Source organism: Variovorax sp. GW821-FHT09A10 (assembly GCF_059418385.1).
The window spans coordinates 381,627-397,015 of sequence record NZ_JBWKPT010000002.1 but is presented as its reverse complement, the minus strand read 5'-3'; the positions used below and the strand labels follow the sequence as shown (position 1 = coordinate 397,015).

11 protein-coding genes are annotated in these 15,389 nt (G+C 65.9%); all 11 read right to left on the bottom strand.

Features of this window, described 5'->3' with window-relative positions; genetic code table 11:
- Positions 1-2: 2 nt before the first annotated feature.
- The 11 genes from typA to AC07Q9_RS08565 all read right to left on the bottom strand — a co-directional run bounded on the left by typA (position 3) and on the right by AC07Q9_RS08565 (position 15,373).
- Positions 3-1,841 (bottom strand): translational GTPase TypA, encoded by a 1,839-nt coding sequence (gene typA / locus AC07Q9_RS08615; protein WP_489056689.1) that lies wholly within the window; start codon positions 1,839-1,841, stop codon positions 3-5.
- Positions 1,838-2,794, bottom strand: coding sequence for a tRNA pseudouridine(55) synthase TruB (truB, locus tag AC07Q9_RS08610; RefSeq protein ID WP_495308747.1), 957 nt, complete (start codon positions 2,792-2,794; stop codon positions 1,838-1,840). The genes typA and truB overlap by 4 nt, the downstream gene beginning before the upstream one ends.
- Before the next feature lie 2 nt (positions 2,795-2,796).
- Positions 2,797-3,168: a 30S ribosome-binding factor RbfA gene (rbfA, locus tag AC07Q9_RS08605; protein ID WP_062479819.1), complete on the bottom strand. Its 372-nt coding sequence runs from the start codon at positions 3,166-3,168 to the stop codon at positions 2,797-2,799.
- Positions 3,169-3,285: 117 nt separating this feature from the next.
- A complete protein-coding gene (gene infB, locus AC07Q9_RS08600; RefSeq protein ID WP_489056686.1) occupies positions 3,286-6,276 on the bottom strand; it encodes a translation initiation factor IF-2 in 2,991 nt (996 codons plus the stop codon).
- 23 nt (positions 6,277-6,299) lie between these two features.
- The gene (gene nusA / locus AC07Q9_RS08595; protein ID WP_487846889.1) at positions 6,300-7,784 is read right to left on the bottom strand and encodes a transcription termination factor NusA; all 1,485 of its coding nucleotides are present in this window, start codon (positions 7,782-7,784) and stop codon (positions 6,300-6,302) included.
- Between the two features lie 17 nt (positions 7,785-7,801).
- Positions 7,802-8,431, bottom strand: a complete 630-nt coding sequence (rimP, locus tag AC07Q9_RS08590; protein WP_495300156.1) for a ribosome maturation factor RimP — start codon at positions 8,429-8,431, stop codon at positions 7,802-7,804.
- 187 nt (positions 8,432-8,618) lie between these two features.
- On the bottom strand, positions 8,619-9,824 hold the full coding sequence (locus AC07Q9_RS08585) for a YbfB/YjiJ family MFS transporter (protein WP_495308745.1): 1,206 nt from the start codon (positions 9,822-9,824) through the stop codon (positions 8,619-8,621).
- 19 nt (positions 9,825-9,843) lie between these two features.
- A complete protein-coding gene (locus AC07Q9_RS08580; protein WP_489057645.1) occupies positions 9,844-11,475 on the bottom strand; it encodes an ABC transporter ATP-binding protein in 1,632 nt (543 codons plus the stop codon).
- Between the two features lie 5 nt (positions 11,476-11,480).
- The gene (locus AC07Q9_RS08575; protein ID WP_489056683.1) at positions 11,481-12,524 is read right to left on the bottom strand and encodes an ABC transporter permease; all 1,044 of its coding nucleotides are present in this window, start codon (positions 12,522-12,524) and stop codon (positions 11,481-11,483) included.
- A complete protein-coding gene (locus AC07Q9_RS08570; RefSeq protein WP_099789303.1) occupies positions 12,517-13,530 on the bottom strand; it encodes a microcin C ABC transporter permease YejB in 1,014 nt (337 codons plus the stop codon). Before AC07Q9_RS08570 ends, AC07Q9_RS08575 begins: the two co-directional genes overlap by 8 nt.
- Positions 13,531-13,540: 10 nt before the next feature.
- Positions 13,541-15,373, bottom strand: a complete 1,833-nt coding sequence (locus AC07Q9_RS08565; protein ID WP_489056682.1) for an extracellular solute-binding protein — start codon at positions 15,371-15,373, stop codon at positions 13,541-13,543.
- Positions 15,374-15,389 lie beyond the last annotated feature (16 nt).

Here is a 15,389-nt window from a genome sequence, read left to right as displayed (position 1 = left end):
GATCAGCCGTTCGACGTGTCGCGGCCGGCGCGCTTGCGGTCGCTTTCCTTCAGGAAACGCTTGCGCAGGCGCACGCTCTTGGGCGTGATTTCGACCAGCTCGTCGTCCTCGATGAACTCGACGCCGTATTCCAGCGTGAGGTCGATCGGGGGCGTGATCTTGATCGCGTCTTCCTTGCCGCTCACGCGGAAGTTGGTCAGCTGCTTGGTGCGCGTGGCGTTCACGACCAGGTCGTTGTCACGGCTGTGGATGCCGACGATCATGCCTTCGTACACCGGATCGTTCGCCTTCACGAACATGCGGCCGCGGTCGTCCAGCTTGCCCAGCGCGTAGGTGAAGATTTCACCGTCGTCCATCGAGATCAGCACGCCGTTCTTGCGGCTGCCGATCTCGCCCTTGTGGGCTTCGTAGCTGTCGAAGATGTTGCTGATGAGGCCCGAGCCGCGCGTCAGGTTCAGGAATTCGTTCGTGAAGCCGATCAGACCACGCGCCGGAATGCGGTACTCCAGGCGCACGCGGCCACGGCCGTCCGGTTCCATGTTGACCAGCTCGCCCTTGCGTTCGCCCAGTGCCTGCATCACGCCACCCTGGTGGGTTTCCTCGATGTCGGCCGTGACCAATTCGATGGGCTCGTGCTTTTCGCCGTTCACGGTGCGGAACACCACGCGCGGCTTCGACACGGCCATTTCATAGCCTTCGCGGCGCATGTTTTCCAGCAGGATGGTCAGGTGCAGTTCGCCGCGGCCCATGACTTCGAAGATGCCTTCTTCGTCGGTCTCGCTCACGCGCAGTGCCACGTTGTGCTGCAGTTCCTTTTGCAGGCGGTCCCAGATCTGGCGGCTGGTCACGAACTTGCCTTCGCGGCCGGCCAGCGGGCTGGTGTTCACGCAGAAGTTCATGGTCAGGGTCGGCTCGTCGACCTTGAGCATGGGCAGCGGCGCAGGCTTGTCCTTGTCGGTCACGGTGACGCCGATGCCGATGTCGGCGATGCCGTTGATCAGCACGATTTCGCCGGGGCCGGCTTCGGTCGATTGCACGCGGTCCAGGCCCTGGAAGGTCAGCACCTGGTTGACGCGGCCCTTGACGGTCTTGCCGTCCGGACCTTCCATGACCAGCACGTCGGTCATGGGCTTGAGCGTGCCCTGGCTGATGCGGCCCACGCCGATGCGGCCCACGAAGGTCGAGAAGTCGAGGGCGGAAATCTGCAGCTGCAGCGGCGCGTTCGGGTCACCCTTTTGCGACGGCACGTGCTTCAGGATGGTGTTGAACAGGGCCGACATGTCGGGGCCCCACTGCTCACCGGGTGCGCCTTCTTCGAGCGACGACCAGCCGTTGATGCCCGAGGCGTACACCACGGGGAAGTCGAGCTGTTCGTCGGTCGCGCCGAGCTTGTCGAACAGGTCGAAAGCGGCGTTGACGACCTTGTCGGGGTTGGCGCCCGGCTTGTCGACCTTGTTCACGACCAGGATCGGCTTCAGGCCCAGGGCCAGCGCCTTCTTGGTCACGAAACGCGTCTGGGGCATCGGGCCTTCCTGCGCGTCGATCAGCAGCACCACGCCGTCGACCATCGACAGCGCGCGTTCCACTTCACCGCCGAAGTCCGCGTGGCCCGGGGTGTCGACGATGTTGATGTGCGTGCCTTCCCAGGTCACGGCGCAGTTCTTGGCCAGGATCGTGATGCCACGTTCCTTTTCGATGGCGTTGTTGTCCATCACCGTGTCGACGACCTTCTCGTGATCGGCGAAGGTGCCCGACTGGCGCAGCAGCTGGTCGACCATGGTGGTCTTGCCATGGTCCACGTGGGCAATGATGGCGATATTGCGGATTTGCTTGGTACTCATGGTGTCGCTTCGGTCTGTGGTGCGTTCAAAAGAATTTGCTGAATTTCGATGGGGTTCAGCAAGCGCCCCGGGATCAGTTCGCCGGCGCTCACGTGGGCGGTGCCCAGGAACGCCTGCGGGTCGGTGCCGAACACGGCCACCGCTTCGGCATCGGCCCAGCCGCCGCGGCGGCGCAGGCCCGAAAGAAAACGTGCCGCATCTTCGGCGGCGAGCGTGACGCGGCTGTGGCCCTCGACCAGCGCTTCGGCAGGCAACAGCCGTGCCAGGCGCTCGTCTTCGGTCATGGCTTCGAGCGCCTCGATCGTGACGCACTGCGCCTGCCCGAAACCGCCCGTGGCCGTGCGGCGCAGGAAGGTCAGGTGCGCGCCGCAGCCCAGCGCCTCGCCGATGTCCTCGCCCAGGGTGCGAATGTAGGTGCCCTTGCTCACGCTCGCAACAATGCGGATGCGGGTGTCGTCCAGCTGCGTCAGCGCGAGCTGGTGAATGACGACATCGCGCGGCGCACGCTCGATCTCGATGCCTTCGCGGGCGTACTCGTACAGCGCCTTGCCGTCTTTCTTGAGCGCGCTGTGCATCGGCGGCACCTGGCGGATCGGGCCGGTAAACAGCGCCTCGACGCGGGCCAGGTCTTCTGGCGACACCTGCACCGGGCGCTCGGCGATCACTTCGCCTTCGGCGTCACCCGTGGCGGTCTTGACGCCCAGGCGCGCAATCGCCTCGTACGTCTTGTCGGCGTCGAGGTGCAGCTGGCTGAATTTGGTGGCGGCGCCGAAGCACAGCGGCAGCACGCCCGTGGCGAGCGGATCGAGCGTGCCGGTATGGCCCGCTTTTTCGGCGCGCAGCAACCACTTGGCCTTTTGCAAGGCCTGGTTGCTGGAAAACCCCAGCGGCTTGTCGAGCAGCAACACCCCATGCACAGGGCGCCGCTGCACCCGTGTGCGTGGCGCGTTCATCGCTAGTCGTCTTTCGAGCGCGAAGCAACGGCCTGTGCGATGAGCGCATTCATGTCGGCCGCACGCTCGGTGGTGCGATCGAACAGGAAGTGCAGCGTCGGCACGGTGTGGATGTGCAGGCGCTTGAACAGGCCGTTGCGCAGGAAGCCTGCGGCCTGGTTCAGCGCTTCGGTGGTCTCGGCCACGTCGCCTGTGAGCAGGCTGAAGAAGATCTTCGCGTGCGCATAGTCGGGCGTGACCTCGACCGCCTGGATCGTGACCATGCCCACGCGCGGGTCCTTCAACTCGCGCGCGATCAGCTCCGTCAGATCGCGCTGGATCTGGTCGGCAACCTTGAAGGCGCGGTTGGGTGCGGCAGCTTTTCTTTTGGGCATTTGATCAATCACTAGCGTCGCGAGATCGGGCTCAGTGCAAGGCGCGCCGTCGCAGACAGTACTTCAGTACGGCAAGACGGCGGCAACGCGGCAATGAGCTCGATATCGCGGCGCGCGTCACAACGTACGCGCGATCTCCTTGATTTCGAAGAATTCGAGCTGATCGCCTTCCTTGATGTCGTTGTAGTTCTTGAGCTTGATACCGCACTCAAAACCTTCGCGAACTTCGCGGACATCGTCCTTCATGCGCTTGATCGAGTCGACTTCGCCGGTGTAGATCACCACGTTGTCGCGCAGCAGGCGGAAATGCGCGCTGCGGTTGACCGAGCCCGATGTGACGTACGAGCCGGCCACGGTGCCGATCTTCGAGGCCACGAACACCGTGCGGATCTCGGCCGAGCCGATGATCTCTTCGCGGCGCTCCGGTGCCAGCATGCCCGACATCGCAACCTTGATCTCGTCCACAGCGTCGTAAATGATGCTGTAGTAGTTCAGCTGCACGCCATTGCCTTCGGCCAGCTTGCGCGCACCGGCATCGGCCCGCACGTTGAAGCCGATGACCACTGCCTTCGACGCGATCGCGAGGTTGATGTCGCTTTCGCTGATGCCGCCGACGCCGGCGTACACGATCTGCACCTTGACTTCTTCGGTCGCCAGCTTGAGCAGCGACTGGGCCAGTGCTTCCTGCGAGCCTTGCACGTCGGCCTTGATGATGATGCGCAGCGTCTGCACTTCGCCCGCCGACAGGTCGGTGAACATGTTCTGCAGGTTCGCGGCTTGCGCCTTCGCCAGCTTGGTGTTGCGGAACTTGCCCGCACGGTAGGTCGCGATTTCGCGCGCACGGCGCTCGTCGGCCATCACCATGAACTCGTCGCCCGCCTGCGGCACTTCGGTCAGACCCTGGATTTCGACCGGGATCGACGGACCTGCCGACTTGGTGGCCTTGCCGTCTTCGTCCAGCATGGCGCGCACGCGGCCATAGGTCGAACCCGCCAGCACCACGTCGCCGGTCTTGAGCGTGCCGGACTGCACCAGCACCGTGGCGACCGGGCCGCGGCCCTTGTCGAGCTGCGCTTCGATGACCAGGCCCTTGGCGGCGGCATCCACCGGCGCCTTGAGTTCCAGCACTTCGGCTTGCAGCAGCACCTGTTCGAGCAGATCGTCGATGCCCTGGCCGGTCTTGGCCGACACCGGCACGAACGGCACGTCGCCGCCGTACTCTTCAGGCACGACCTCTTCGGCCACCAGTTCCTGCTTCACGCGGTCCAGGTTGGCGTCGGGCTTGTCCACCTTGTTGATGGCAACCACGATCGGCACACCCGCCGCCTTCGCGTGCTTGATGGCTTCCTTGGTCTGGGGCATGACGCCGTCGTCGGCCGCCACCACCAGGATCACGATGTCGGTGGCCTGTGCACCGCGGGCACGCATGGCGGTGAACGCCTCGTGACCCGGGGTGTCGAGGAACGACACCATGCCGCGTTCGGTTTCGACGTGGTACGCACCGATGTGCTGCGTGATGCCGCCGGCTTCGCCCGCAGCGACCTTGGCGCGGCGGATGTAGTCCAGCAGCGAGGTCTTGCCGTGGTCGACGTGACCCATGACGGTCACGACCGGTGCGCGCGGCAGGGCTTCCGCCTGTTGCGCCGACACGTCCTCGTCGGTGAAGGCTTCCGGGTCGTCCAGCGCGGCAACCACCGCGTTGTGGCCCATTTCCTCCACGATGATCATCGCGGTGTCCTGGTCGAGCGACTGGTTGATGGTCGCCATCATGCCCAGCTTCATCAGCTGCTTGATGACTTCCTGCGCCTTCACGGCCATCTTGTGCGCGAGCTCGGCGACCGTGATGGTCTCGGGCACGTGCACTTCCAGAATGCGCGCCTCGACCGGTGCGGCCGGTGCGTGTTGCTCGTCATGACCGCCACGGTCGTTGCCGCGACGGCCACGCGGGCCTCCACGCCAGTTGCCGCGACCGACACCGCCGCTGGCATCGCCGCGGGTCTTGATTTCCTTCTTCTTGGCAGGATCGCCAGCCCAGCTCGACGAGAGCTTGGCGGACTTGACTTCCTTGCCGGCACCCGCTGCGCCAGGTGCTGCCGCAGCACCCGCCGCGGCAGGCGCGCCAGGACGTGCGGGCGGCGTGGCCGGCTTGTGCAGCGTGCCCTTGACCGCCGACTTTTCAGGCTGCGGCTTCTCGGGCGCCTTGTGCGGCACCAGCACGCGGGCCGGTGCATTCATCATGGCACGGATGGCCTCGGCTTCGGCGAGTGCCTTGCGGCGACGCTCGTCGAGATCCTTGGCGCGGGCGGCTTCTTCGTCGGCACGGGCCTTCGATTCGGCGGCGGCCTTGGCCTTGGCGTCTTCCTTGGCTTGCGTGGCAGCGTTCTGTGCGGCCAGCTTGGTGTCGGCAGCCTGCTTTTCGGCAACGGCAGCGGTTTCTGCAGCGGCAGCGGCGGCAGCCACAGCGGCCGGTGCGGCCGGAGCAGCCACCGGCTGCTTCGCGGCTTCCTTGGCCGAAGCGGCGGCGGCTTCAGCGGCCTTCTTCTCGGCGGCGATGCGCGCAGCTTCCTGCTCGGCCTGTTCGGCGCGCTCGGCCTTCTCGGCCTGCTCGCGTTCGCGGGCTTCGGTTTCTTCGCGCTGGCGACGCTTCTCGGCCAGCTCTTCTTCCTGGCGGCGGATCAGCTCGGCCTGACGGCGTGCGTCTTCCTCGCGACGGGCCAGTTCGGCTTCGTCGATCTGAGGTGCGCTCGGCGCGGCGGACGTCTCGGCCGCCTGCTGCTGCGAGCCTTCGGCGGTCGCCGGATGGCCTTCATCGCGCTGGATGAAGGTGCGCTTCTTGCGCACTTCGACCTGGATGGTGCGGGCGCGGCCGGTGGCGTCGGCCTGCTTGATCTCGCTGGTCGACTTCTTGGTCAGCGTGATCTTCTTGCGCTCGGGCTCGGCCGTGCCGTGGCTGGCCTTCAGGAAACCGAGCAAGCGCTGCTTGTCGGCCTCCGTGAGTGCATCGGTGGCGGCCGCTTTGGGCACGCCTGCGCTCTTGAGCTGGTCAAGCAAGGTTTCGGGAGTCTTCTTGAGCTCGTTCGCGAACTCGGCGACAGTGGTACTGGACATATTGCTTTCGTGCCTCCATACCGTCACTCTTGGCCGGCGAACCAATGTTCGCGGGCTTTCAAGATGAGGGCTTTGGCGTCATCGGCGCTCAGGCCGGTGATTTCGGTGAGTTCATCGACCGCGAGGTCGGCCAGGTCGTCACGGGTGTTCACACCCGCTTCGGCCAACTGGGGAATCAGGTCGGGGTTGAGGCCTTCGAGGTCGCGCAGGTTCTGCGAAACGGTTTCGACGCCTTCTTCCTTGGCGATTTCCATGGTGAGCAACGCATCCTTTGCACGGGCGCGCAGCTCATTGATGGTGTCTTCGTCGAAGGCCTCGATCTCAAGCATCTCGGAGATCGGCACATAGGCCACCTCCTCGAGGCTGTTGAACCCTTCCGAAATCAGGATGTCGGCGATTTCCTCGTCGACATCGAGCTTTTCCATGAAAAGCTTGCGGCTGGTATCGGTTTCGACGGCCTGTTTCTGGGCCGACTCGTTGGCGTCCATGATGTTGATCTTCCAACCGGTGAGGTCGGAAGCCAGACGCACGTTCTGGCCGCCGCGGCCGATGGCGATCGCGAGGTTTTCCTCGTCGACCACCACGTCCATGGCGTGCTTTTCTTCATCGACCACGATCGACGAGACGTTGGCCGGCGCCAGGGCGCCGATCACGAACTGGGCCGGGTCTTCACTCCACAGCACGATGTCCACGCGCTCGCCGGCGAGTTCGTTCGTCACGGCGTTGACGCGGGTGCCGCGCACGCCGACGCAGGTGCCGATCGGGTCGACACGCTTGTCGTGCGAGAGCACGGCGATCTTGGCGCGCGAACCGGGGTCGCGGGCGCAGCTCTTGATTTCGAGCAGGCCCTGTTCGATCTCGGGCACTTCCTGGCGGAAGAGCTCGATCATGAACTCGGGGGCCGAGCGCGACAGGATGATCGGCGCGCCGCGCAGCGTCAGGTCGACCTCCATGATCATGGCCCGCACGCGGTCGCCGTTGCGCAGGTTTTCCTTGGCGATCATCTCGCTGCGGCGCAGGCGGCCTTCGACACGCCCGGCTTCCACGATGATGTCGCCCTTGTCCAGGCGCTTGACGGTGCCCACGAAGATCTTGTCGCCGCGCGACATGAAGTCGTTGAGCAGCATCTCGCGCTCGGCGTCGCGGATCTTCTGCAGGATCACCTGCTTGGCAGCCATGGCGCCGATGCGGCCGATCGGCACCGAGTCCACCGCTTCCTCGATGTACTCGCCGACTTCGATGTCCGACATTTCTTCCTTGGCCTCGAACAGGAGGATTTCCTGGTCGGGCAGCTGCAGGCCGGCTTCATCGGGAACGACGTGCCAACGGCGGAAAGTTTCGTAGTCGCCGCTGTCGCGATCGACCGCCACGCGGATATCCACGTCACCCTGATGGAGCTTCTTGGTGGCTTGCGCCAGTGCGGATTCGACCGCGCCGAAGACCACGTCGCGTTCGACGTTCTTCTCGCGCGAGATCGCATCCACCAACATCAACATTTCGCGATTCATGCCACCACTCCTCTTGTTCAGTCCGAAACGTTCGTTCCGTCGTCAATATCCGAAAAACCCGGTTGGGTTTTGGCCTTGCGGCCCTTGAAATCCACAATCGGCGCGAGCCGCGCATCGCGCAGCTCGTCCAATGCGAAGCCCAGCGCATGCAACGGTGCAGGCGCGCGCTTCTTGCTCACTTTTTGACCGGGCTTGGCCTTGGGCTCGTCGCTCCAGACGATCTGCCAACCCGAACCGCTCTCCGCACGCTCCAGCGTGCCGCGAAACTTCTTGCGGGTGGCCGACACCTGGCCCGCCGCCGCAGCGCCCATGGGTGCCTTGAGGGTGATATCGATCACCGCGCCCACGAATCGCCCGAAATCCTGTTCATTGCGCAGCGGACGGTCGATACCGGGCGAGGAGACCTCGAGCCGCTTGTAATCGACCGCATCGACTTCCAGCGCGAATTGCAGCTGGCGCGTGACCTTCTCGCAGTCTTCCACCGTCACGAAGGGTTCGGGCACGCCGGCCGCCACATCTTCAGAGGTGGGGGGCGTCCAGGGCAAATCAATCGTCACGCGCAGCAATCCACCGGCCGAGCGCTCGACCTCGACCAGGTCGTAGCCGAGACCGGCCACGGTTTGTTCTACTGTTTGCTGCAATGCCACGTGTTTGAAAGCGCCTTCTGAATCAATGCCCAAGCCGCAGCACCCGCCCACCACGGATGCCACGACGCCAAATAATTGCTGCTTGAGAATGCATAGACCAAAAAAAACGGGCGGTTGGTACCCGCCCGTTTGGTCGTGAGCCTCGAATTATATGCTATTCGCGTGCATAAATGAAGGACATCGGTATTCAAGCGGCCAGCGGGCGCCTGTATTTCGACCAAACCACGGCAAACAGCACCGCGCCCAAAGCCAATGCGGCCGCGGCCACCAGCAAAGGCAGCTCGAAAGAGCCGGTGCGCTGGGCCAGTGGCGCCGCAAACAACGGTCCGATGATCTGCCCCACCCCGTAGGACGCCGTGGCATAGCCGATCAGCCCGGCCGCCGCATTGCCGCGCAGCCGGCGCGCTTCCCGCATGGCGAAAAGCGTGATGGCGGTGAAAGGCATGCCGAGCAGCAGGCTGCCCAATGCAAAACCGGCAATCGTCGGCCAGGCCACCGAAAACACGACGCCGAGGGCCTGCAATGCATAGGCGGCGGCCAGCAGCAGCCGGTTGTCCCAATGCACCGGGGCGCGGGCGCCGATCAATGCGCCCGGAATGATGGCCGCACCAAACAGTGGCCAGAAGAAATCCGGCCAGGGCGAACCCGGCAGCGCCTGCCGGGCGATCACGGGCAGGAATGTGGCCGTAATGATGTAACCAAAGCCGGCCAGCCCATAGAGTGCGACCAGCCAGATCGCGTCACTGCGCGCCGAGGCCGATCCGGTGGCGCCAGCGGTCGCGGCCGGGCTGGCAGCCGCCCCGCCCGCCACCGCCCCTACCCGTTCGCCGTCGTCGAACACCCGCCAGATCACGGCGATCAGCACCACGGCCAGCAATCCGAGGCCGATCCAGCCCGCCTCCGAACCCCAGCGACCCAGCGCACCGCCCAGCAGCCCGGTCATGGCGATCCCGATGCCCGGCCCGGTGTAGATCACGCCAGCCAGCGTGGGCGAATTCGTCTCGGCCAGGCGGCGCAGCCCCCAGCCCGAGGCAAACACGAAAACCCAGGCACTCATCACCCCGGCCGCCGCGCGCAGCACGCCCCACCCGATGAAGCTGTGCAGCAGTCCCATGCCGACCAGCAGCGCCGCCGTGGCCAGCAGGCCACCGCGCACCATGCTCGATGCCTTGATGCCGATTGCCGCGCAGCTCACCGCGCCGAAGAAATAGCCCAGGTAATTAAGAGACGCCAGCAGCCCTCCACCGGCCAACTCGAGCTTTCCCTCGCTCAGCATGATGGGCAGCATGGGCGTGAAGGCGAAGCGCCCCAGCCCCATGGCCACCGCCAGCGTGACCATGCAGGCCAGCGCCGCGCGCCAGGCGCCGCGCCGGTCGTGTCCGATTCCCGACATTGCTTGCAATCTCCGTGTTCTATTCCAGCAGCGCCGCCGCCACCAGCTTCTGTGTGTAGGGGTGCTCGGGAGCGTCAAGAACGCGCAGGGCCGGCCCGGATTCAAGGATCGCGCCGTCCTTCATCACGATGACCTGGTGCGCCATGGCGCGGATCACCTCGACGTCGTGCGTGATCAGGAGGTAGCTCAGCCCCCGTTCGCGCTGCAGCCGCTGCAGCAGGCCGAGCACCTGCTTCTGGATGGTCACGTCGAGCGCGCTGGTGGGCTCGTCGAGCACCAGCAGCCGCGGATCGACGATCAGCGCCCGGGCGATCGCCAGCCGCTGGCGCTGCCCACCCGAGAACTCGTGCGGATAGCGGTCGAGCAGCGCCGGAAACTGCGCCTCGCTCAGCCCCACGTCCGCCAGCGCCGCGAGCGCGCGCACCCGACGGGCAGCGGTGTCGAGCTCGGGCGCGTGCACGCGCAGCCCCTCGCCCACGATCTGCTCCACGGTCATGCGTGGCGAGAGCGACGAGAACGGGTCCTGGAACACGACCTGCATCGTGCGGCGCAGCGCCAGGTCGGAGGCGCGGTCGACCGCCCAGCCCTTCCCCGTCACCTGCAGTTCGCCCCGGTGCTTGAGCAGGCCGAGCGCGGCCAGTGCCAGCGTCGACTTGCCCGAGCCCGATTCGCCGACCACGCCCAGCGTTTCGCCCGGCGCGATCCGGAAATCGGCGCCCTGCACGGCGACGAACTCGCCCTTGCGGAACCAGCCCGCGAAGCCAGGGCGCGACACCGGATAGCTCACGCGCAGCGCGCGGGCTTCGAGCACCGGCGGCGCCGCGCCATCGGCGGCGGCTTCGGCCACGTCGCGCGCCGGATGGCTGTCGATCAGCTTGCGGGTGTAGGCATGCTGCGGCGCCTCGAACACCGTGCCCACCGGGCCGTGCTCGACGATGTGGCCGCGCTCCATCACCGCCACGCGGTCGGCGAAGCGGCGCACCAGGTTCAGGTCGTGGGTGATGAGCAGCACGGCCATGCCGTACTTGCGCTGCAGCTCGGCCAGCAGTTCGAGGATCTGCGCGCGCACCGTGACGTCGAGCGCCGTGGTCGGTTCGTCGGCCAGCAGCAGGCGCGGCTTGCAGGCCAGCGCCATCGCGATCATGGCGCGCTGACGCTGCCCGCCCGACAGCTGGTGCGGATACGACCTCGCCCGCCGCGCCGGTTCGGGAATGCCGGTGTCGGCGAGCAGCTGCACGGCCGCCTCTTGCGCGGCGCGGGCCGACAGCCCTTCGTGCAGCTCGAGCACCTCGGCGATCTGGTCGCCCACGGTGTACAGCGCATTGAGCGCGGTCATCGGCTCCTGGAAGATCATCGCGATCTCCTTGCCACGGATGCCGCGCAGTTCGCGCTCCGGAATCGACAGCAGGTCGCGCGCACCGCGCTGCGCCTGCGACCCCGACAGGGTCGCCACCCCGCCAAGGTCGGCGTTCTGCACCAGCCGCAGCAGCGAGAGCGCCGTGACGGTCTTGCCCGAGCCCGACTCGCCGACCAGCGCGAGCTTTTCGCCCGCCGCGATCTGCAGGTCGATGCCGTGCACCACCGGCTTGCCGCTGAACGAGACACTCAGCCCCTTTACATCGAGCAGGGGTTGGTTCTTGGTGTCGCGCATCGTCGTCATTTGTCGGCCTTGCGGGGGTCGAGCGCATCGCGCAGCGCGTCGCCCATGAAGGTCAGCAGCATCAGCGTGACGACCAGCACACAGAAGGTGGACAGCGAAATCCACCACGCATCGATGTTCCCCTTGCCCTGGCTCAGCAGTTCGCCGAGCGACGGCGTGCCGGGCGGAACGCCCAGCCCGAGGAAGTCGAGCGAGGTCAGCGCCAGGATGGCCGCGCTCATGCGGAACGGCAAAAAGGTGACGACCGGCACCATGCTGTTGGGCAGGATGTGGCGCCACATGATCTGCAGGTTGCCCACGCCGAGCGCGCGCGCGGCGCGCACGTAGTCCATCTGGCGGTTGCGCAGGAACTCGGCGCGCACGTAGTCCGACAGGCCCATCCAGCCGAACAGGCTCAGCAGGATCAAGAGCAGCGACACGCTCGGCGTGAAGATCGCGCTGAAGATGATCAGCAGGTACAGCTCGGGCATCGCGCTCCAGATCTCGATCAGGCGCTGGAAGGTCAGGTCGATCTTGCCGCCGAAGAAGCCCTGCACGGCGCCGGTCGCGATGCCCAGCACCACGCCGACCACCGTGAGCGCCAGCGCGAACAGCACGCTCACGCGAAAGCCGTAGATCAGCTGGGCCAGCAGGTCGCGCCCGCGTTCGTCGGTACCCAGCAGGTTCGCCTGCGAGGGCGCGGCGGGGTTCGGCGGTTTCGAGAAATAGTTGAGCGTGGCCGGGCCGTAGCGGTTGGGCGCATACACCGCCCAGTTGTCGCCCTGGGTGATGCGCTGCTCGATGAAGGGATCGAGGTAGTCGGCGGGCGTTTCGAAATCGCCGCCGAAGGTCTTCTCGGAATAGTCGCGCAGCACGGGGAAGTAGGTCTGGCCCTCGTAGCGCACCACCAACGGCTTGTCGGTGGAGAGCACGTCGGCGAACAGGCTCAGCACCACCAGCGTCGAGAAGACGACCAGGCTCCAGAACCCCAGCGGGTTGCGGCGGAAACGGCGCCAGGCACGGCGCCCGGGGCTCACGGACACGGCGGCGGCTTCAGTCAAACTTCACCCTCGGATCGACCCAGACGTAGCAAAGATCGGAGATGAGCTTGGTCACCAGCCCGATCAGCGTGAACAGATAGAGCGTGCCCAGGAACACCGGGTAGTCGCGCCGCAGCACGCTTTCGTAGCTCAGCAGGCCCATGCCGTCGAGCGAGAACAGCGTCTCGATCAGCAGCGCGCCCGAGAAGAAGGCGCCGATGAAGGCCGTCGGAAAGCCCGTGATGATCGGGATCAGCGCATTGCGGAACACGTGCTTCCACAGCACCTGCCGCTCGGCCAGCCCCTTGGCCCGCGCCGTCAGCACGTACTGCTTGCGGATTTCCTCCAGGAAGGAGTTCTTGGTGAGCATCGCGGTGATCGCGAAGCTGCCCAGCACCATGGCCGTCACCGGCAAGGTGATGTGCCACAGGTAGTCGACGATGCGCGCGCCCCAGCTCAGCGACTCCCAGTTCGGCGAGGTCAGCCCGCGCAGCGGGAACCACTGCAGTTGGCCGCCGAAGATCACCAGCAGCGCCACACCCAGCACGAAACCCGGGATGGCGTAGCCGACGAGCACGAGCAGCGTCGTGAAAAAGTCGAAGCGCGAGCCCGCGCGCACCGCCTTGGCCACGCCCAGCGGCACCGCGATGAGGTAGCTGATGAAGAAGGTCCACAGCCCCAGGCTGATCGACACCGGCAGCTTCTCCTTGATGAGCTGCCACACGTCCTTGCTCTGGAAGAAGCTCTTGCCCAGGTCGAAACGCGCGAACTGCTTGAGCATCTGCCAGAAGCGCTCGGGGGCCGGTTTGTCGAAACCGTAGAGTGCCTTGATCTCGGCCACCTGCTTGGCGTCGAGCGTGCGGCCGGTGGGACCGCCCGAGATTCGGTTCTCTTTGTTGGTGAGTTGCGAGAGCAGCTGCTCGGCCGGACCGCCGGGCACGAACTGCACGATGGCGAAATTGAGCAGCAGCACGCCGAACAGCGTGGGAATGATCAGCAGGAGGCGTCGGATCAGGTAGGCGGCCATGCGTGTTCTTCTACTTGACGCTCGGGTCGATCCACCACATCGTCAGCATCGCGGACCCCGCCAGCAGGCGCTGCGGCAAGGGCGCGTCCGGTCGACGCAGCTTTCGCTTGTGGGCAATGAAATACTGCTTGCCGTAGTACATCGGGGTCATGTAGTGCTGGTGGAGCAAGTAGCGGTCCAGCAGCCGCGCGGCTGCGGCGAGCGAGGCGCGGTCGTGGCTGTTGACGATCACCTCGACGATCTCGTCGACCACCGGGTCGCTGATGCCGCTCAGGTTCTGGCTGCCCTTCTCGCTCGCCGATTTCGAGCTGAAGTCGTCGTACAGCTCGTTGCCCGGGCTCGACGAGCCACCCACGAGGCTGATGGCCATGTCGAAATCGAAGTCGTCCAGCTTCTTCTTCAGCAGGCTCGGGTCGCGCAAACGGTAGTCGAGCCGGATGCCCAGCTTGCCGAGGTTGCGCGCATACGGCGCGAGCACCACGCCCGAGCTGCGGTCGGCGATGTCGATGGTGATCACGAACGGCGTGCCGGCCTTGTCGCGCAACGCACCGTCGCGGTAGGTCCAGCCGGCTTCCTTCAGCAGTTCCTGCGCCTTCACGAGGTTGCGCCGCAGGCCTTCGGCGGTGTCGCCGCTGCTGTCGGGGCGCGGCAGCTCACCCTTGGTGTTGTCGAGGTAGCGCTGCCGGGTCTTGAGCTTGTCGATCAGCGCCTGCTCCTCGGGGCTGACCTCGGGCTGGGCCATGAGGTCGTCGCTGTTCTGGAAGTAGCTCTGGGTGCGCCCGCGGCGGCCATAGAACAGGTGGGCGTTGAGCCAGTCGAAGTCGAAGGCCAGCGCCAGCGCCCTGCGCACGCGCATGTCGGCGAAGCGCGGCTGCCGCAGGTTGGGCGCCAGGCCCTGCATGCCGGTGAAGCGGCGGTGCGCGATCTCTTCCTTGACCAGCTCGCCGGAGTCGAAGCGGCGGCCCTTGTAGCGGCGCACCCACGCGATGATCGAGCGCTCTTCCATCGCGTCGAGGGCGCCGGCCTTGAGCGACTCTTCCTCGCCGAGCGCGTCCTTGAAGTACTGGTACGACACCGTGTCGTAGTTGAACATTCCCTTGCGCACCGGCAGGTTGGCGGCCCAGTAGTCCGGGCGCCGGCGGTACGAGATGAACTTGCCGAAATCGACCTTGTCCACCACGTAGGGCCCACTCGCGATCGGCGGCTCGGTCACGATCTGGTCGAAGGGCTTGCCCTTGCCCCAGGCGCTGGAGAACACCGGCAACCCGCCGATGATCATGTGCAGCTCGGCGTTCTGGCGCACGAAGTCGAAGCGGATGGTGCGCTCGCCCGTCACCACGGCCTCCTTGATGTCGGCCCAGTACGAGCGGAAGGTCGGCCCGGCCAGCTTGCTGCGCAGGGTGTCGAAGGAGTACTTCACGTCTTTCGCCAGCACCGGCGAGCCGTCGGAAAACCGCGCCTTGGGGTTCAGCCGGAACGTGACGCTCAAGCGGTCGGACGCGAGCTGGATGTCCTCGGCCAGCAGGCCGTACTGCGAGAAAGGCTCGTCCTCGCTCGGCGTGGTCAGCGAGTCGAAGAGCAGGCCGTACTCGGAGAACACGAAGCCGTTGGCGCTGTAGCCCATGCCCACCGGGGGCACGCCGCGCAAGGTGAAGGGGTTGAGCTTGTCGAAGCTGCCGGCGGCCGACAGGGTCAGGTCGCCGCCCTTGGGCGCGTGGGGGTTCACGTAGTCGAAATGCGTGAACGACGCCGGGTACTTGGGCTCGTAACCCATGCCCAGCCCGTGCGCCGCCCACGAGGGCAGCGCCAGGAGCGCCAACATCCAGAGCAGCCAACCTCGCATGCGAGAATTCTGCCCA